Source organism: Ralstonia sp. 25mfcol4.1, assembly GCF_900104095.1.
Lineage (GTDB): Bacteria > Pseudomonadota > Gammaproteobacteria > Burkholderiales > Burkholderiaceae > Cupriavidus.
This window is the reverse complement of the sequence record NZ_FNJO01000009.1, coordinates 55,350-73,864: the sequence shown is the minus strand read 5'-3', so window position 1 is coordinate 73,864 and position 18,515 is coordinate 55,350. Positions and strand designations below refer to the sequence as shown.

The following is an 18,515-nucleotide window of genomic DNA, read 5'->3' as shown; positions in this document are numbered from 1 at the left end:
CGAATCGGCGATCAGGCCGGGCGGCGCAGGTGCCAGTCGGTGGCCTGCTGGAATGCATGGGCCACCTGCAGCAGGCGCGCTTCGTCGAAGTAGTTGCCGATGATCTGCAGGCCCACGGGCATGTTGCCGTCGCCAAAGCCGGCCGGCACGCTCATGCCGGGCAGGCCGGCCAGGCTGGTGGACAGCGTGAAGATGTCGGCCAGGTACATCTGCACCGGGTCGGCGGTCTTCTCGCCCAGCTTCCAGGCCACGCTCGGGGCCACCGGGCCCATGATCACGTCGCACTCGGCAAACGCGCGCTGGAAATCGTCGGCGATGATGCGGCGGATCTTCTGCGCCTGCAGGTAGTACGCATCGTAATAGCCGTGCGACAGCACGTACGTGCCCACCATGATGCGGCGCTTCACTTCCGGGCCGAAGCCTTCGGCGCGGCTCTTCTTGTACATGTCGAGCAGGTCGCGGTACTCGGCGGCGCGGTGGCCGTAGCGCACGCCGTCGAAGCGCGACAGGTTCGACGAAGCCTCGGCCGGCGCGATGATGTAGTACACCGGGATCGACAGCTCGGTCTTGGGCAGCGACACGTCCACCAGCGTGGCGCCGAGCCTTTCATACTCGGCCAGCGCGGCGCGCACGGTCTTTTCCACATCGGCGGACAGGCCCTTGCCGAAATACTCGCGCGGCAGGCCGATACGCAGGCCGGCCAGCGGCTTGTCGGCGGTGGCGCCGGCGCGCGGCTGGCCCAGCAGGCGCGTGAAGTCCTCGTCCACGCCGCCCAGTTCCGGGGTCAGGCTGGTGGAATCCTTCGGGTCGAAGCCGGCCATGCCGTTGAGCAGCATCGCGCAGTCCTCGGCCGTATGGGCCATCGGGCCGCCCTGGTCCAGCGACGACGCGAACGCGATCATGCCGTAGCGCGACACACGGCCATACGTCGGCTTGATGCCGGTGATGCCCGAGAACGACGCCGGCTGGCGGATCGAGCCGCCGGTGTCGGTGCCGGTGGCGGCCGGCGCCAGGCCCGCGGCCACGGCAGCAGCCGAGCCGCCCGACGAGCCGCCCGGCACGCGGCCGGTGTCCCACGGGTTGCGCACGGGGCCCTGGTACGAATTCTCGTTGGACGAGCCCATCGCGAATTCGTCCATGTTGGTCTTGCCCAGCGTGACCATGCCGGCCGCGCCCAGGCGTTCCACCACGGTGGCGTCGAACGGGCTTTCGTAGTTGGCCAGCATCTTCGAGCCGGCGGTGGACTTCCAGCCGCGCGTCACGAAGACGTCCTTGTGGGCGATGGGCACCCCGGTCAGCGGCGTGGCCTGGCCGTTGGCGCGGCGCTCGTCGGCGGCGCGGGCCTGGGCCAGCGTCAGGTCGGGGTTGACGTCGACAAAGGCGTTCAGGCTGCTGGCGGCGTCGATGCGGGCCAGGTAGTCGCGGGCGAGTTCCTCGGCGGACACGGAACGGGCGGCCAGCGCATCGGCAATCTGGCGCAGCGAGGTCTGGTGATCAGCGGAAAAGGTCATATCGGGTCGGATGGCGTCTGGATGGGCGACAAGGCAGGGCGGCGCGCTGCCGTCACTCGATGACCTTGGGCACCAGGTACAGGCCGTTCTCGGTGGCCGGGGCGGGGCGCTGGTAATCCGCGCGGCGGTCGGACTCGGTCACCGCGTCGTCGCGCAGGCGCTGGGCGATGTCGCGCACGGCCGACAGCGGGTGGGCCAGCGGCTCGATGCCGGTGGTGTCCACCGCCTGCATCTGCTCCACCAGGGAGAAAAAGTTGTTCAGCTGCACAAGCGTATGCTCGGCCTCGGCATCGCTGGTTTCGATGCGGGCCAGATGCGCAATGCGCTTGACGTCGGAAAGTTCGAGAGCCATGGCGTGGTGCGGCGCTTCTCGCCGGATTCAGTCCTGCGGACTGGAGATGTTGCGGCCGGGCGGGCGGGCGGACGCCGGTTCGGAGCCGGCGTCCACCCAACCGTCGTCGGGTGGCCGTCGGGGTGCCTGGAAGGGCGCCATGGGCCCGGCGTCTGGCGGGGTGGCCAAGGCGTGCCGGACAGGTGCGCCCGGGGGGCACCCCAGGATCGTCGAAGTTACAAGTTTTTCAGGGTCCAAACGCCCCGAAACAGCGGGAATTATAAGGTATCATTACGCGCTGCAGTCTTCCCGCAACGCGCGCGCCACTTGGGTCGCGGCAGAGCGGGCGGGTGGTGATGCGGTCGGCACAGTCGCAGCATCCAGCGTCGGGGGCCGGGCGGATTTGCCGGGGTCGCCAATGCGCTGGATCGGGCGGCATACCGGGGCCGGCGTCGCAACCATGCAACAGTAATGTGCCAGCATCATGGCAACGCCGCGAATTAGCGGCCGGTTTTCATCGTATTTTCACTCGTAAGAAACTGGTTCCTCCGATTAGGCTACTGCCACACGTCAGGCGTGTTCCCGCCCTGTCCCGCGCATCTGTCCGCGAACTTTCGCGCAGAGTCTAATCAAAGGTTCCCGTAGGTCCGGCGTGCAGGCATGCGCCGGCGAAGCGGATTCCCGCTGGCGCACCGGGGCTTGTCCGCGCCAGGGGTACCGGGCGCGCCGGCTTGTGCCGGCGTCAGCCGCACGCACCGGGGGAGCCGTGAACCATCACCCTTGCAAACGCATTCGTGGCCGGGCCGCTACAGGCACCGGCCGCTTCGCATACCCGCGAACCAACAGAAGACAGGATTCCTGATGTTCGGATTTCTCCGCAGCTATTTCTCCAACGACCTGGCCATCGACCTGGGTACCGCCAACACCCTGATCTACATGCGCGACAAGGGCATCGTCCTGGACGAGCCGTCGGTCGTGGCCATCCGTCAGGAAGGCGGTCCCAACGCCAAGAAAACGATTACAGCGGTGGGCAAGGAAGCCAAGCAGATGCTCGGCAAGGTGCCTGGCAACATCGAGGCCATCCGCCCGATGAAGGACGGCGTGATCGCGGACTTCACCGTGACCGAGCAGATGCTCAAGCAGTTCATCAAGATGGTGCATGACACCAAGCTGCTGCGTCCGAGCCCGCGCATCATCATCTGCGTGCCGTGCGGTTCCACCCAGGTGGAACGCCGCGCCATCCGCGAATCGGCGCTGGGCGCCGGCGCGAGCCAGGTGTACCTGATCGAGGAGCCGATGTCGGCCGCGATCGGCGCCGGGCTGCCGGTGTCGGAGCCGTCGGGCTCGATGGTCGTCGACATCGGCGGCGGCACCACCGAGGTGGGCATCATCTCGCTGGGCGGCATGGTCTACAAGGGTTCGGTGCGCGTGGGCGGCGACAAGTTCGACGAAGCCATCGTCAACTACATCCGCCGCAACTACGGCATGCTGATCGGCGAGCAGACCGCCGAGGCGATCAAGAAGGAAATCGGCTCGGCCTTCCCGGGCTCCGAAGTCCGCGAAATGGAAGTGAAGGGCCGCAACCTGTCCGAGGGCATCCCGCGCGCCTTCACCGTGTCGTCCAACGAAATCCTCGAAGCCCTGACCGATCCGCTGAACCAGATCGTGTCCGCCGTGAAGATCGCGCTGGAACAGACCCCGCCCGAACTGGGTGCCGACATTGCCGAACGCGGCATGATGCTGACCGGCGGCGGCGCGCTGCTGCGCGACCTGGACCGCCTGCTGGCCGAGGAAACCGGCCTGCCGGTGCTGGTGGCCGAAGATCCGCTGACCTGCGTGGTGCGCGGCTCGGGCATGGCGCTGGAGCGCATGGACAAGCTCGGCAGCATCTTCTCCTACGAGTAATACGAGGCAGGGACCGTGGTGACCTGCGTCGCCCCGTCCCCGCGCCCTTTGATGTCTTCCCCCGCCAGCCCGGACCGCCATGCCCTTCAAGGGGCGTGCGGATGCGCTGGCGGAATGGTTTCGCCTGCGCATCGGTAAATGGATTACTCTCCACCGCCGCTTTTCAAGCAAGGCACATCTGCCGTGGCGCGCCTGGTCGTCTTCGTGGCGATCGCGCTGGCGCTGCTGATTGTCGACGCGCGTTTCGACGCCATGCGCGTCGCGCGCCAGGTGGCCGCCACCGTCCTCATGCCCGTGGAACGCCTGGTGCTGGTGCCGCGCGACGCATTGCGCGGCGTCCTTGACTACGCCCAGTCGTCGGTCACGCTGACCAATGAAAACCGCGAACTGCGCCGCAGCGCGGTGGAGCAGGCCAACGCGTACGTGCGCCAGGCCCAGCTCGAAGCCGAGAACAACCAGTTGCGCAAGCTGCTGAACCTGCAGCAGCAGTCGGCCACGCCGGTCACGGCGGCTGAAATTCTCTACGATGCCCGCGACCCGTACAGCCAGCGCATCGTCATCGACCATGGCAGCGCGCAGGGCCTGCGCGCCGGCTACCCGGTGATCGACGAGCGCGGCGTGATCGGCCAGGTCACGCGCGTGTCGCCGTTCCAGTCCGAAGTGACGCTGCTGACCGACAAGGACCAGGCGATTCCCGTCCAGGTGGTGCGCAACGGCCTGCGCAGCGTGGCGTTTGGCGGTTCGCGCGCCGGGCTGCTGGACCTGCGGTTCATGGCCGCGTCGGCCGACCTGCAGCAGGGCGACCTGCTGGTGACGTCCGGGCTGGACGGCACCTATCCGCCGGGCTTGCCGGTGGCGAAGATCGTCCAGATCGAGCGCAAGGCGGACACCGCGTTCTCGCGGGTGTACTGCGAACCGGTGGCCGGCGTGCGCTCGCATCGCCAGCTGCTGGTGGTGCGCTACGAGTCCGGCCTTGGCCCGCGCCCGCAGGAAGAAGCGGCCCCGACCAAGGCCGAGAAGGGCGCCCGATCGGCCGCGGCCCGCGCCGGAGCCGAGCAGAAGGCGGCAGACAAGGCGGCAGACAAGTCCGCCGACAAGCCTGCCGAGAAGGGCGCGGACAAGGCCACCGACAAGCAGAAATCCCCGGAGCGTTCCCAGTGACGAATTCCCAATACCTGCTGCGGCCGGTCAATCCCGCGTTTATCGCGCTGACCTTCGTGCTGGCCTTCCTGTGGAACCTGATGCCCTGGGGCACCACGCTGTGGATCCCGGACATGGTGGCCCTGGTGCTGGTGTTCTGGAACATCCACCAGCCGCGCAAGGTGGGCATGGGCGTGGCGTTTCTGCTAGGCCTGCTGATGGACGTGCACGACGCGCGCCTGCTGGGCGAGCACGCGCTGGCCTATACGCTGCTGGCGTACTTCGCGATCACGATCCACCGCCGCGTGCTGTGGTTTTCGGTCTACACGCAGGCGCTGCATGTGATGCCGCTGCTGTTCATCACCCATGCCGTGCCGGTGGTGATCCGCCTGGCGATGGGCGCGCCGCTGCCGGGCTGGCAACTTCTGGTGGCGCCGCTGATCGAAGCCGTGCTCTGGCCGATGGCCACCGCATTGCTGCTGGCGCCCCAGCGCCGCTCGGCCGACATCGACGAAACGCGTCCGATCTAGCCCTTCATCCTCCCTGACACCGCCACGCCGCCCGCAGTACCGCCATGACCGAAATCCGCAACGTCGAACTGGAAATCGGCCGCTTCCGCATCCGCGTGGCGGCGGCCGCCCTGTTCACGGTCATCTGCTTTGGCCTGCTGCTCTTCCGCTTCCTGTGGCTGCAGTGGTACAAGCATGACCAGTACTCGGCCAAGGCCGAGGACAACCGCATCTCCGTGGCGCCGATCGAGCCGAACCGCGGCATCATCATGGACCGCAACGGGGTGATCCTGGCGCGCAATTATTCCGCGTACACGCTGGAAGTGACGCCGTCCAAGCTGACCGATACGCTCGACAACACGATCGACGAACTGGCCAGGCTGGTGGATATCCAGCCCCGCGACCGTCGCCGTTTCAAACGCCTGCTGGAAGAATCGCGCAGCTTTGAAAGCCTGCCGATCCGCAGCCAGCTGACCGACGAGGAAGTGGCCAAGTTCTCGGCGCAGCGTTTCCGCTTCCCCGGGGTGGACGTGCGTGCGCGCCTGTTCCGCCAGTACCCGCTGGGCGAGTCGGCCAGCCACGTGGTGGGCTACCTGGGCCGCATCTCGCAGCGCGACCAGGAGCGGATCGAGGCCATGGATGAGGCCAACGACGCCGACCCCGCCAAGTACGATCCGCGCAAGGATATCGACAACTACAAGGGCACCAACTACATCGGCAAGATCGGCCTGGAGCAGAGCTACGAGACCGAACTGCACGGGCTGACCGGCTTCGAGGAAGTGGAAGTCAGCGCCGGCGGGCGTCCGATTCGTACTTTGTCCACGTCGCCGGCCACGCCGGGCAACAACCTGATCCTGTCGCTGGACATCCGCCTGCAGCAATTGGCGGAACAGCTATTCGGCGATCGCCGCGGCGCGCTGGTGGCCATCGAGCCGGAAACCGGCGACATCCTGGCCTTCGTCTCGAAGCCGACCTTCGATCCGAACCTGTTCGTCGAGGGGATCGATTCCAAGACCTGGGACGAGCTTAACGGATCGCCGGACAAACCGCTGCTGAACCGGCCGCTGCGGGGCACCTATCCGCCGGGCTCGACCTACAAGCCGTTCATGGCGCTGGCGGCGCTGACCACGGGCAAGCGCACGGCGGCCTGGGGCATGCACGATCCGGGCTTCTTCACGCTGGGCAACCACACGTTCCGCGACGACAAGCCGGGCGGCCACGGCTGGGTGGACATGCAGGCGTCGATCGTGCAGTCGTGCGATACCTATTACTACGCGCTGGCGCGCGACATGGGCGTCAATGCGATCCACGATTTCATGAAGCCGCTGGGCTTCGGCCAGATCACGGGCATCGACATCGAGGGCGAAAGCCGCGGCATCCTGCCGTCCACGGACTGGAAGCGCAAGGCCTACCGCAAGCCCGAGCAGCAGAAGTGGTATGACGGCGAGACCATCTCGCTGGGCATCGGTCAGGGCTACAACAGCTTCACGATCCTGCAGCTGGCCAATGCGGTGTCGATCCTGGTCAACAACGGCGTGGCGATGAAGCCTCACCTGGTGAAGGCCGTCGAAGATTCGGTCAACCGCAAGCGCACGCTGACCGTGCCCAAGGAAAGCTACCGGCTGCCGTTCAAGCAGGCCGATATCGACGTGATCAAGCGCGCGATGGTGGCGGTGACGCACAACGGCACGGCGGCCCGGGTGTTTGCCGGCGCGGCGTACGAGTCGGCGGGCAAGACCGGTACGGCCCAGACCTATACGCTGGGCAAGAACGAGAAGTACAACCACCACGCGATCGACGAACGCAAGCGCGACCACTCGCTGTACACCGCGTTCGCGCCGGCCGACCATCCGAAGATCGCGCTGGCGCTGATCGTCGAGAACGCCGGCTTCGGTGCCGCCGTGGCCGCGCCGATCGCCCGCAAGGTGATGGACTACTACCTGCTGCGCAAGTGGCCCGAGGAACTGCAGGCCACCGCGCCGCCGCCCGAGGAGGCGCTGCGCGCCGGCAACCGGCCGCCGGTGGATACGCCGAGCGTGTTCACCACGGGCGACACCGCCAACGCGGCAACCGCCACCGTGATGCAGACCGCACTGCCTGCCGTCGTCGCAGCCGCGTCGGGCGCCGAGGCGGCCGCCAGCGCACCGGGGGCCAGCGCCGTGGCCGGGGCGTCCGTGCCGGTGCCCGCGGCCAGGGCGACCGGCGCATCCGAGTCGATCGCCGCGCAGCTCGATCCGGCCGCCATCGCGCCGGCATCGGCCGTGGCCACGCTCGACGACCGCATGCTGCAGGCGCTGGGCCACAGCAAGCCGCCGGCATCGGCACCCAAGGCGGCGCCGCCGCACGTCACACCGGCATCGGCCCCGGCACCGGCACCGCGCACGAAGCCGGCCAGGACCGCCAACCTTGCCCAGGCCGACGCGGCCGGCAAGAAACCAGTTTCAGAGTAGAAGGAGACGCGCCATGGACAAACGCCGCGTCGCATCGACGATCAAGACCGCCCTGACCGGCTTCGACAAGCCGCTGGCCCTGATCGTCTTCCTGCTGTTCGCCACGGGCATCGTGGCGCTGTATTCGGCCGCCATCGACATGCCGGGCCGCGTGGAAGACCAGCTGCGCAACATCCTGCTGTCGTACGTCGTGATGATAGTGATTGCCTACATGCCGACCCAGCTGCTGATGCGGATCGCCGTGCCGCTCTATACGGTCGGGGTGGCGCTGCTGATCGCGGTGGCCATGTTCGGCCTGATCCGCAAGGGGGCGCGCCGCTGGCTCAACGTGGGCATGGTGATCCAGCCATCGGAGATCATGAAGATCTCGATGCCGCTGATGCTGGCGTGGTACTTCCAGAAGCGGGAAGGGGTGATCCGGTGGTTCGACTTCGTCGTGGCGCTGATCATCCTGGGCGTGCCGGTGGGCCTGATCGCCAAGCAGCCCGACCTGGGCACCGGCCTGCTGGTGCTGGCGGCCGGCCTGTACGTGATCTATTTCGCCGGGCTGTCGTGGAAGATCATCCTGCCGCTGCTGGGCCTGGGCGTCGTGGCCATCACGCTGCTGATCAGCTATGAAAGCCAGATCTGCGCGCCGGGCGTGAACTGGCCGATCCTGCACGATTACCAGCAGCACCGCGTGTGCACGCTGCTGGACCCGACCACCGACCCGCTGGGCAAGGGCTTCCATACCATCCAGTCGATCATCGCGATCGGCTCGGGCGGCGTGACCGGCAAGGGCTGGCTCAAGGGCACGCAGACCCACCTGGAATTCATCCCCGAAAAGCACACCGACTTCATCTTCGCGGTGTTTTCGGAGGAATTCGGGCTGATCGGCAATGCCGTGCTGCTGGTGCTGTATCTGCTGCTGATCTTCCGCGGACTTTATATTGCGGCCAACGCGCCGACATTGTTCTCGCGGCTGCTGGCCGGCTCGATTACGCTGATCTTCTTCACCTACGCCTTCGTGAACATGGGCATGGTGAGCGGGATCCTGCCCGTGGTGGGCGTGCCGCTGCCGCTGTTGAGTTACGGCGGTACCGCGCTGGTGACGCTGGGCATGGGGATCGGCATCCTGATGAGCATTTCGCGACAGAAGCGGCTTATCCAGACCTGACCTCGCGCCAACGTCACTTTGCTACACTGCCAACCGAAAAAATTGAATCGGTAAAAGCTTATGAACGCCCAGGACGTCGCCGCCTATCTGCAGAGCAACCCGCAGTTCTTTGAGGACCATGCCGAACTGCTGGCCACGGTGCAACTGACCAGTCCGCACAGCCACCGGGCCGTGTCGCTGCAGGAGCGCCAGATGGAAATCCTGCGCGAGAAGAACAAGGGGCTGGAGCTGAAGCTGGCCGACCTGGTCCGGCATGGGCACGAGAACGACCGCACGCAGCAGCGCATGCACGCCTGGCAGCTTCGCCTGCTGGCCGAGGCCGATTCGCACGCGCTGCCGTACGCGGTGCAGGACGGCCTGCAGCAGGTGTTCGATGTGCCGGCCGTGGCGCTGCGCCTGTGGAACGTGGGCGAAGCGTTTGCCCATATCGAAGTGGCCCAGGGCGCCAGCGAAGACCTGCGGCTGTTCGCCGAAGGCCTGCGCGCACCGTACTGCGGCGCCAATAGCGGCTTCGAGGCAGCCAGTCTGCTGGAACGCGACGACATCGCGTCGCTGGCCATGGTGACGCTGCGCGTGCCGGCCCGCCCCGGCGACGATGGCCCGGGCGCCGCATTCGGCCTGCTGGTACTGGGTTCGCCCGAGCCGCGCCGCTTCCACGAAGGCATGGGCACCGCCTACCTGGGGCAGATCGGCGAAGTGGCCGGCGCCGCCCTGAACCGCCTGCGCGACTGATTCGCGCCCTTCCGCCATGCGCAAGCGCCAGCCGGGCAAGGGTGATGCCGTGACGGCCACCACGGCCAACCCGGCAACCACGGCCACCACGGCAACCACGGCCTCCACGGCCAACCCGGCCAACCCGGCCAACCCGGCCAACCCGGCCACCGCCGTGGCGGAAAAGCCAGTGCCCGACCCGCTGGTGATGCGCTACCTGGATTGGCTGGCCACCAATCGCAAACTGGCCGACCACACGCTGACCAGCTACGCGCGCGATCTGTCCGTGCTGCAGGAATCCGCCAAGCGCTTTGCGGCTGGCGTGCCGCTGCTGTCGCTGGAAACCAGGCATATCCGATCCTTCGCCGCCCGGCTGCACGGCAGCGGGCTGTCGGCGCGCACCATCGCGCGCACGCTGTCCGGCTGGCGCGGCTTCTTTCTGTGGGCGGCGCGGCATGGCCATGGCGTGACCGCCAATCCGGTGGACGCGGTGCGGGCGCCCAAGCGCGGGCAGCCGCTGCCCAAGGCGCTGTCGGTGGAACACGCCGTGGCGCTGGTGGCGCACCGGCGCGGCGACACGACCGAAGCCATCCGCGACCAGGCCGTCTTCGAACTGTTCTATTCCAGCGGGCTGCGGCTGTCGGAGCTGATCCAGCTCGACGTCCGCTATACCGAAGAAGGGGAGTACCGGTCGGCCGGCTGGCTCGACCTGCAGGGTGCCGAGGTCACGGTGATCGGCAAGGGATCGCGCCGGCGCACGGTGCCGGTGGGCAGCAAGGCGGTGGCGGCGCTGAAGGCCTGGCTTGAGGTGCGTGAAACACTGCTGCGGCCCGGCGCCTTGTTGGAGGACCGGCACGCGCTGTTCCTGGGCACGCGCGGCAGGCGGCTGTCGGGCAGTACGGTGCAGACGCGGATCAAGCAGCAGGCGCTGGCTGCCGGCGTGCCGGCCAACGTGCATCCGCATATGCTGCGGCACTCGTTTGCCACGCATGTGCTGCAGTCGTCGGGAGACCTGCGTGCGGTGCAGGAGATGCTGGGCCACGTGAGCATCACCACTACGCAGGTCTACACGTCGCTCGACTTCCAGCACCTGGCCAAGGTCTACGACCAGGCCCATCCGCGGGCCGGTCGGGCGAAAAAAGGCGTACCCGGATCAGCGCCCGCGCGGGCCGATGACCGGGACCAGGCCGGCGGCACCGGCCACGCCGACGGCACCGACGGCACCGACGCCCCGGATCACTAGGTCCACTGCGAAAGAATGTTCCGGAACCGCTCCATCTCGGGCAGCAGCCAGTTCCGGAACGCCTGCACCTTCGGGGTGGCCAGGCTGGCGTGGGTGCAGACGAAATGCAGCAGCCACGGGCACGGAATGCTCACGTCGAACAGGCGCACCACGCGGCCAGACAGCAGGTCGTTATAGGCCAGCGACGACCGGATCAGCGCAATGCCCTGGCCCTCGGCCGCCGCCTGCAGCAGCAGCGACGAATCCTGCATCATCAGGCCCTTGGTCGGCTCGGACCAGGCCAGTCCGGCCGCCTCGAACCAGGGCTTCCACGGATCGCCCTCGCCGCGCAGCAGCGGCATGCCGGCCATGTGCGCGGGCTGCTCGGGCAGGCGCCCGCCATTGAACCTGGGGCTGCAGACGGGAAAGAACACATCGTCCAGCAGGCGTTCGACATAGAGACCCGGGTACTGGCCGCCGCCCATGCGCAGCGCCACGTCCACCTCTTCATTGGCAAAGTCCACGAGCGAGTTCGACGACAGCAGTTCCACGTCGAATTCCGGATGCTGCTCGATGAAACTGCCGATGCGCGGCGTGAGCCAGCGCGCGGCGAACGACGGCATGGTGCTGATGGTCAGCCGTTTCTCGCGGTTGCCGGCCTGCAGCGCGCGCGTGGCATCGGCAATCTGCAGCAGCGCGTCGCGCACGCGTTCGGCATAGAGCCGGCCGTTGGCGGTCAGCATCACGCGCTTGCCGCGCCGCTCGAACAGCGGCTGGCCTAGCTCTTCCTCCAGAGCCCGGATCTGATGGCTGACGGCGCCATGGGTGACGAACAGCTCTGCCGCAGCCCGCGAGAAGCTCTCGTGACGGGCCGCCGCCTCGAACGTGCGCAATGCAGCCAGCGCGGGCAGGCGCGGGAATTCGCGTTTCCAGCTACGGGGATCGTCCGGGTTCCAGGTGCCGCTCCAGACCATGATGGACCTCGTCTATGTGAGATGGGCTAACAAGACACAAGAATATATATCGTTTTGCCAGCGGCGGGGTCATCACTAGAATTCACTTTACCGGACCCCGCCAAACAAAGCCCTGAACTGTGCTGGTCCAATGACCAAGCCAGTTCCGGCGACGCCGACAACACGGTGGGCCCCGGACTCACGGAGAAGCCATCATGAAAGCCCTACTCACAACGACCGTCTTTACGCTGAGCCCCGGCGAGGTTGCCCCGCTGTCGGTGCATGCCGCCCAGCGCCTGTTCGTGGAAGATGCCAGGGGTGTCGATGTATGGGTGACCCGCGAGAACGATTCCGAGGATTACTGGCTGCGCTGCGGCGGGAGTCTGCTGTTGCGCCGCGGCGACGAGATCGTGCTCAGCGTGGACCCGCGCGCCACGGGCCCGGTGCGGCTGGCACTGATTGCCGAGGCCCGGCGGCCGGTGCTGACTCTCGCCGACCTGCCGCACCTGGTGTTCCGCGCCGCGCGCCGGTTGGTTCGAGGTGCGGAATGGACGCCGGGGCAGGACAAGATCCACGCCTCATGACCCGGAGGCGCGGCGGCTGAGGCTCGTATGGCCGCCGCCCGACAAGAAATGACTGGAAACAGGGCCGGTCTGCCTCAGCGCGGACCGGCCCTTTTCGTTACACTCTCGGGCATGCATCCGATCCAAGTCATCGATCAGGGCCGCCAGCCGTACGAGCCCTGTTTCGACGCGATGCGGGCATTCACCGCCGCCCGCACGCCCGAGACGCCCGACCAGATCTGGCTGGTCGAACACCCGCCGGTCTATACGCTCGGGCAGGCCGGAGACCCCGCACACCTGCTGGCCCCCGACGACGCGATTCCGGTCGTGAAGATCGATCGTGGCGGCCAGATCACTTATCACGGACCCGGACAGGTGGTGGCCTATCTGCTGCTCGATTTGCGGCGCCGGCACCTCATGGTGCGCGAGCTGGTCAACGACATCGAGCAGGCAGTCCTGGACACGCTCGCGGCGTATAATCTCGCAGCCGAACGCAAGCCCGGCGCGCCCGGCATCTATCTGTCCGATGGTCCGCACCAGGGCGCCAAGATTGCCGCGCTCGGCCTCAAGATCCGCAACGGCTGCAGCTACCACGGTGTCAGCCTGAACGTGCAGATGGACCTGGACCCGTTCCTGCGCATCAACCCCTGCGGCTATGCCGGACTGGAAACGGTCGACATGGCCACTGCGGGCGCCACCTTCGCGGCGGCGCACGATGCCGGCCCGCTGCCCGTCACCGCGGCACAACAACCCGCAATCGCACAACGCCTGGCGGCGGCCCTGTGCGAGGTCCTGACCGCACGCGAGGCGCGCGCACAGGCCCACGGGAATGCCGCTGCCGAGGCTGCCTGAACCCGTGGCACGCCCGGTCCCGAATCAACGCCAAACATGCACGCGGCTGCGCGTGCGGAGAACAGTATGAGCGACGCCCTGATCGCCACGTCCAGCGAAGCCCCGCAAACGCCGGAATACGACGCCACCAAGAAGCAGAAATCGGCCGAGAAGACCGCACGCATCCCCATCAAGATCGTGCCTGCCGAAAAGCTCAAGAAGCCGGACTGGATCCGCGTCAAGGCCGCCACCGGCAACTCGCGCTTCTACGAGATCAAGGACATCCTGCGCGCCAACAACCTGGTCACCGTGTGCGAGGAAGCCAGCTGCCCGAACATCGGCGAATGCTTCGGCAAGGGCACGGCCACGTTCATGATCATGGGCGACAAGTGCACGCGCCGCTGCCCGTTCTGCGACGTGGGCCACGGCCGTCCGGACCCGCTCGACGTGAACGAGCCCGGCAACCTGGCGCGCACCATTGCCCAGCTGAAGCTGAACTACGTGGTGATCACCAGCGTGGACCGTGACGACCTGCGCGACGGCGGCGCCCAGCATTACGTGGACTGCATCTCGCAGACGCGCGCGCTGTCGCCGAACACCCGCATCGAAGTGCTGGTGCCCGACTTCCGTGGCCGCCTGGACAAGGCCCTGGACATCCTGCTGACGGCGCCGCCCGACGTGATGAACCACAACATGGAAACGGTGCCGCGCCTGTACAAGCAGGCCCGCCCGGGCGCGGACTACGCGCACTCGCTGAAGCTGCTGCAGGAATTCAAGCGCCGCAACCCGGACGTCGCCACGAAATCGGGCCTGATGGTGGGCCTGGGCGAGACCGACGAGGAAATCCTGGAAGTCATGCGCGACATGCGCGCGCACGACATCGACATGCTGACCATCGGCCAGTACCTGGCCCCGTCGAACCACCACCTGCCCGTGATGCGCTACGTGCATCCGGACACCTTCAAGATGTTCGAGGAAGAGGCCTACAAGATGGGCTTCACCCACGCCGCCGTCGGCGCCATGGTCCGCAGCTCGTACCACGCCGACCAGCAGGCCCATCAGGCGGGGTTTGCCTGATATCTGCGGCTGGCTCCCGGTCGGCCCGTCGGGCTGGCCGGGATCAGTGCTGCGGAACTGTCGCAATGTGTGTCGACGGACGTTTCAATCCGCGTCACACTGGTTGATCGTCTTGATGGGCTCTACGCCTGGCGCGTTCTCTCTTGGAATGAGCGCAAAGTCTTTCCAAACGGGCTCCGTTACGCTCAGGCGCCCCTTCGATTGACAGTCCATATAGGCAATCCTGGGCGTTTCCGAACACGTCATCGTGCCGCTCAGGACGCAACGTTCCCATTGGCGGATGGGAATGACCTTCGAATAATCCCCTTCGTAGTAAATCCCTTCCACGTCCATGGTTGCAATGACCATGTGCGGGTGGCTTCCGTCTGCCCGGATCAGACTCGTCCGGTACATGCCGGCAAGCTCCCGAAACGTTTCCATGAAGTAGAAGGCGCCCAGCGCGACAGTGATCGCCAGGCAAACGGTGCAGGACAACATCAAGTACGACCGGCTGCTGGCCAGGCCAGATTGCATCGGATCATCGCGTTCCCCTTGGGTTAGAAGCGACGGCCAATCTAGCAGTGCGATCCCTCTTCGCCGGTCCGTCTTCCGGTTCGTTTGCCCAGTATCAAAAGCTGCACCGGGTGCCAGACAAGCGGCTGGATGTCTTCTCATCGCCTTTCAACTAACTTTCAACTAAAGCGTCTCATGCGGCATATTTATCCGCTATTGGTGCGAAATTGCCGCTAACGGTGCATAACTACCTAGGGTCTACCCCGAGTGCCGGGCATTGCCATGTTTCGATATGATGAATTTATCGATAAATCGTTGATGAAATTCGATTGAGTCACATCGGGTTCATTGGCGCGCCATGTCGCGGTCCCTGCGGTGCCTACACTGCATGGATCGAAGCCCCGCCCCCAACCAGCGAGCCCGTCCATGCCTCAATGCTCCGTTCACCGTCTGGCCGAACAGGCGCTGCTCTACAGCGTCGCGCCGCCAGCCTCGCTGGATGTTCAGCGCCGCATTTGGGCCATGGCCGAACGCGCGGCCGACTGGCGTGGCGTGGTGGACGTGGTGCCGGGCATGAACAACCTCACGCTGACCTTTGACGACACCGCCGATGTGGCCGCGCTCGAGCGCAACCTGAAGCTCGCGTGGGCGTCGGGGGAGACGCGCAATACCACGGGCAAGCTCGTGGAAATCCCGGTGCGCTACGGTGGCGAGTTCGGTCCCGATATTGCCGATGTGGCCGCGCATACCGGCCTGTCGCCGCAGGAAGTGGTGCGTCGCCACGCCGCCGGCGAATACGTGGTGTATTTCCTGGGATTCCAGCCGGGCTTTGCCTATATGGGCGGCATGGCGCCCGAGCTGGCCACGCCGCGCCGCCGCGAGCCGCGCCTGGCGGTGCCGGCCGGCGCTGTGGGCATCGGCGGCGAGCAGACCGGCATCTATCCGGCCGTACTGCCCGGTGGATGGCAGCTGATTGGCCACACCGACGCGCAGCTGTTCGTGGCGGACCGCGATCCGCCATCGCTGTTCGCGCCCGGCGACACCGTGCGCTTCGTGGCCGAGGAGGTGCTGCTGTGATCGAGATCCTCCGACCTGGCGCGCAGGCGTCGGTGCAAGACCTGGGCCGTACCGGATTCCGCCGCTTTGGCGTGGGCCGCTCGGGCGCCGCCGACGGGCTGGCGCTGAAGGTGGGCAATCGGCTGCTGGGCAACGACCCGAACGCGGCGGCCATCGAATTCACGCTGGGCCGCGCGGCGCTGCGCTTCGAGGCCGACATGCGCGTGGCGCTGACCGGCGCCGAGTGCAGCGCGAATGTCGATGGCGTGCCGGTGTGGTCCTGGCATGCGTTCGACGTGCGACGTGGCGAAACGCTGACGCTGCCCGCGCCGCGCGGGGGCTCGCGCACCTACCTCTGCGTGGCGGGTGGCATCGACGTGCCGTTGGTGATGCAATCCCGCAGCACCGATCTCAAGTCCAACTTCGGCGGCTTCGAAGGCCGTGTGCTGAAGGAAGGCGACCATCTGCCCGTGGGCCGTCCCGGCATCGAAGCCGAGCAGGACTGGGTCGGCGTGGCCGCGCCGGGCTGGGCGCTGCCCGTCAACCGCGAAGGCAATGCGCTGGTGATCCGCATGCTGGCCGGCCCCGAGTATCCCGATTTCGAACCCGAATCGCAGGCGGCGCTGTGGTCGTCGGACTGGTCGATCACGCCGCAGAGCAATCGCATGGGCCTGCGCCTGCAAGGCCCGGCGCTGGCGCGCCGCGCCGACCGATCGGGCGATCTGCTGTCGCATGGCGTGGTGCCGGGCGTGATGCAGGTGCCGCCGAACGGGCAGCCGATCGCACTGATGAGCGACGCGCAGACCACCGGCGGCTATCCGAAGATCGGCACCGTGATCGGCGCCGACCTGTGGCGCCTGGCCCAGGTGCCGCTGGGCGCCACGGTGCGTTTTCAGCAGGTCTCGGTCGAGGAGGCCTCGGCCGCCCAGGCCGAAGTGGACCGCTACCTGCGCCAGATCGACCAGGCGCTGCGCTGGCAGAGCCAGGGCTTGCAGATTGCCGCGCGCCGCCGCACCACCACCCGGTTCGTCGCATAAACCTTAAATCGTCCCCACACCTCCGGAGAACGCCCCATGCAAATCGACCTGAATGCCGACCTTGGCGAAGGCTGCGGCAATGACGAAGCCCTGATCCAGCTGATCAGTTCCGCCAACGTGGCGTGCGGCTGGCACGCGGGCGATGCGGCGACGATGCTGCAGACCGTGAAGTGGGCGCTGGACAACAACGTGGCCATTGGCGCGCATCCGAGCTTTCCGGACCGCGAGAATTTCGGCCGTACCGAAATGCAGCGCGACCCCGAAGCGGTCTATGCCGACGTGCTGTACCAGATCGGCGCGCTCGACGCGATGGTGCGCGCGCAGGGTGGCCAGCTGGCCCACGTGAAGCCGCATGGCGCGCTGTACAACATGGCCGTGCGCGACGCCAGGCTGTGCGACGCGATCATCCGCGCCGTGCGCGACTACGACTCCGACCTCGTCTTCTTCGGCCTGGCCAACAGCCAGATGATCACCATGGCGCGCGACGCCGGCCTGCGCGTGAAGGAAGAAGTGTTCGCCGACCGCGGCTACAACCCCGACGGCACGCTGGTCAAGCGCGGCACGCCCGGCGCGCTGCATGACGACGAAGACGTCGCCCTCAACCAGACGCTCTCGATGATTCGCGACAAGCAGGTGCGCGCGATCGACGGCACCTGGGTACCGATTCGCGCCGAAACCGTGTGTCTGCACGGCGACGGCGCCCACGCGCTTGCCTTTGCGCGCCGCATCCGGGAACGGCTCGGTGCGGAAGGCATCGCCATCCGGGCCGGCAACTGACGGGCTCCGTCAGGCGCAGGCTTTGCTTCAATCGTCATCAGGTGTTTCCCATGGAATCGGCTGTCAATCTTTGGCCCCTGCTCGGGGTCGGCGTCATCATCCTCGGCTTCGTCCTGCGGTTCAATCCCATGATGGTGGTGGCGGCAGCCGCCGTTGTCACGGGATTGGCCGCGTCGATGCCGGTCATGCAAATCTTCACTGCGATCGGCACGGCCTTCGTCAAGGCCCGTAACCTGCCGCTGATCATTCTGCTGCCCCTGGCCGTGATCGGCCTGCTGGAACGCCACGGGCTGCGCGAGCATGCGCAGGCGTGGATTTCGCGCATCGCATCGGCCACGGTCGGCCGCCTGCTGATCGTCTACCTGGCCGTGCGCGAGCTGACCGCCGCCGTGGGCCTGACCAGCCTGGGCGGCCATCCGCAGATGGTGCGTCCGCTGCTGGCCCCGATGGCCGAAGGCGCGGCGGAAACCCGCTTCGGTCACCTGCCCGAGCCGGTGCGCCAGCGCGTGCTGGCCTTCTGCGCGGCCACCGACAACGTCGGCCTGTTCTTTGGCGAGGACATCTTCGTGGCGTTCGGCGCCATCGCGCTGATGCACACGTTCCTGCTGTCGTCGAACATCGACGTCGAGCCGCTGCACATTGCCGTGTGGGGCATCCCCACCGCGATCTGCGCCTTCCTGATCCATGCCGTGCGCCTCAAGCGCCTCGATGGCTGGCTGGCCCGCGAACTCGGCGGCAAGCAACCGGCCGGCACGTCGGCCACCGTCGCCGCTGCGGCCAAGGGGGAGTAAGCG

At 67.0% G+C, this 18,515-nt stretch carries 18 protein-coding genes; 14 read left to right on the top strand and 4 right to left on the bottom strand.

The window, feature by feature from the left end; translation table 11 throughout:
• Positions 1 to 11: 11 nt before the first annotated feature.
• Both gatA and gatC read right to left on the bottom strand, forming a co-directional pair.
• The gene (gatA, locus tag BLQ58_RS16975) at positions 12 to 1,511 is read right to left on the bottom strand and encodes an Asp-tRNA(Asn)/Glu-tRNA(Gln) amidotransferase subunit GatA (protein WP_092600405.1); all 1,500 of its coding nucleotides are present in this window, start codon (positions 1,509 to 1,511) and stop codon (positions 12 to 14) included.
• Between the two features lie 52 nt (positions 1,512 to 1,563).
• Positions 1,564 to 1,863 (bottom strand): Asp-tRNA(Asn)/Glu-tRNA(Gln) amidotransferase subunit GatC, encoded by a 300-nt coding sequence (gatC, locus tag BLQ58_RS16970; protein WP_092600403.1) that lies wholly within the window; start codon positions 1,861 to 1,863, stop codon positions 1,564 to 1,566.
• A gap of 840 nt (positions 1,864 to 2,703) precedes the next feature.
• Here gatC and BLQ58_RS16965 point away from each other — a divergent pair.
• The 7 genes from BLQ58_RS16965 (at position 2,704) to BLQ58_RS16935 (ending at position 10,956) form a co-directional block, all read left to right on the top strand.
• Positions 2,704 to 3,747, top strand: a complete 1,044-nt coding sequence (locus tag BLQ58_RS16965; RefSeq protein ID WP_019450345.1) for a rod shape-determining protein — start codon at positions 2,704 to 2,706, stop codon at positions 3,745 to 3,747.
• A 138-nt stretch (positions 3,748 to 3,885) separates the two neighbouring features.
• Positions 3,886 to 4,908: a rod shape-determining protein MreC gene (gene mreC / locus BLQ58_RS16960; RefSeq protein WP_092600401.1), complete on the top strand. Its 1,023-nt coding sequence runs from the start codon at positions 3,886 to 3,888 to the stop codon at positions 4,906 to 4,908.
• Positions 4,905 to 5,417, top strand: a complete 513-nt coding sequence (gene mreD, locus BLQ58_RS16955; RefSeq protein WP_092600399.1) for a rod shape-determining protein MreD — start codon at positions 4,905 to 4,907, stop codon at positions 5,415 to 5,417. Before mreC ends, mreD begins: the two co-directional genes overlap by 4 nt.
• Before the next feature lie 44 nt (positions 5,418 to 5,461).
• Positions 5,462 to 7,846 carry a penicillin-binding protein 2 gene (gene mrdA / locus BLQ58_RS16950; RefSeq protein ID WP_092600397.1) on the top strand — a complete coding sequence of 795 codons (2,385 nt, stop codon included), beginning with the start codon at positions 5,462 to 5,464 and terminating at the stop codon, positions 7,844 to 7,846.
• Between the two features lie 13 nt (positions 7,847 to 7,859).
• Positions 7,860 to 9,002 (top strand): rod shape-determining protein RodA, encoded by a 1,143-nt coding sequence (rodA, locus tag BLQ58_RS16945; protein WP_092600395.1) that lies wholly within the window; start codon positions 7,860 to 7,862, stop codon positions 9,000 to 9,002.
• A gap of 60 nt (positions 9,003 to 9,062) precedes the next feature.
• Complete coding sequence (locus BLQ58_RS16940) at positions 9,063 to 9,734, top strand: DUF484 family protein (protein ID WP_092600393.1); 672 nt, start codon at positions 9,063 to 9,065, stop codon at positions 9,732 to 9,734.
• A gap of 187 nt (positions 9,735 to 9,921) precedes the next feature.
• Positions 9,922 to 10,956, top strand: a complete 1,035-nt coding sequence (locus BLQ58_RS16935; protein WP_175459941.1) for a tyrosine recombinase XerC — start codon at positions 9,922 to 9,924, stop codon at positions 10,954 to 10,956.
• On the opposite strand, the gene BLQ58_RS16930 is transcribed toward BLQ58_RS16935, so the two are convergent.
• Entirely contained in the window at positions 10,953 to 11,909 is a 957-nt protein-coding gene (locus BLQ58_RS16930) for a transcriptional regulator GcvA (RefSeq protein WP_092600389.1), read from the bottom strand. The two genes, BLQ58_RS16935 and BLQ58_RS16930, sit on opposite strands and share 4 nt — an antisense overlap.
• Positions 11,910 to 12,103: 194 nt before the next feature.
• On the opposite strand from BLQ58_RS16930, the gene BLQ58_RS16925 reads away from it, so the two are divergent.
• The 3 genes from BLQ58_RS16925 (at position 12,104) to lipA (ending at position 14,359) form a co-directional block, all read left to right on the top strand.
• A complete protein-coding gene (locus BLQ58_RS16925) occupies positions 12,104 to 12,472 on the top strand; it encodes a DUF2917 domain-containing protein (protein WP_092600387.1) in 369 nt (122 codons plus the stop codon).
• Positions 12,473 to 12,583: 111 nt separating this feature from the next.
• On the top strand, positions 12,584 to 13,303 hold the full coding sequence (gene lipB, locus BLQ58_RS16920; RefSeq protein ID WP_092600385.1) for a lipoyl(octanoyl) transferase LipB: 720 nt from the start codon (positions 12,584 to 12,586) through the stop codon (positions 13,301 to 13,303).
• Between the two features lie 66 nt (positions 13,304 to 13,369).
• Positions 13,370 to 14,359, top strand: coding sequence for a lipoyl synthase (gene lipA / locus BLQ58_RS16915; protein ID WP_092600383.1), 990 nt, complete (start codon positions 13,370 to 13,372; stop codon positions 14,357 to 14,359).
• A gap of 84 nt (positions 14,360 to 14,443) precedes the next feature.
• On the opposite strand, the gene BLQ58_RS16910 is transcribed toward lipA, so the two are convergent.
• Positions 14,444 to 14,872, bottom strand: coding sequence for a hypothetical protein (locus tag BLQ58_RS16910; protein ID WP_092600381.1), 429 nt, complete (start codon positions 14,870 to 14,872; stop codon positions 14,444 to 14,446).
• A 405-nt stretch (positions 14,873 to 15,277) separates the two neighbouring features.
• Between BLQ58_RS16910 and pxpB the strand changes: the two genes are divergently transcribed.
• Genes pxpB through BLQ58_RS16890 form a run of 4 tightly spaced genes read left to right on the top strand, consistent with a single transcriptional unit; the run spans position 15,278 to position 18,512 of the window.
• Positions 15,278 to 15,928: a 5-oxoprolinase subunit PxpB gene (gene pxpB, locus BLQ58_RS16905; RefSeq protein ID WP_092600379.1), complete on the top strand. Its 651-nt coding sequence runs from the start codon at positions 15,278 to 15,280 to the stop codon at positions 15,926 to 15,928.
• On the top strand, positions 15,925 to 16,944 hold the full coding sequence (locus BLQ58_RS16900; protein ID WP_092600377.1) for a 5-oxoprolinase subunit C family protein: 1,020 nt from the start codon (positions 15,925 to 15,927) through the stop codon (positions 16,942 to 16,944). The genes pxpB and BLQ58_RS16900 overlap by 4 nt, the downstream gene beginning before the upstream one ends.
• Before the next feature lie 36 nt (positions 16,945 to 16,980).
• Entirely contained in the window at positions 16,981 to 17,721 is a 741-nt protein-coding gene (gene pxpA / locus BLQ58_RS16895; protein WP_092600375.1) for a 5-oxoprolinase subunit PxpA, read from the top strand.
• 50 nt (positions 17,722 to 17,771) lie between these two features.
• Positions 17,772 to 18,512, top strand: a complete 741-nt coding sequence (locus BLQ58_RS16890; RefSeq protein WP_092600373.1) for a DUF969 domain-containing protein — start codon at positions 17,772 to 17,774, stop codon at positions 18,510 to 18,512.
• Positions 18,513 to 18,515 lie beyond the last annotated feature (3 nt).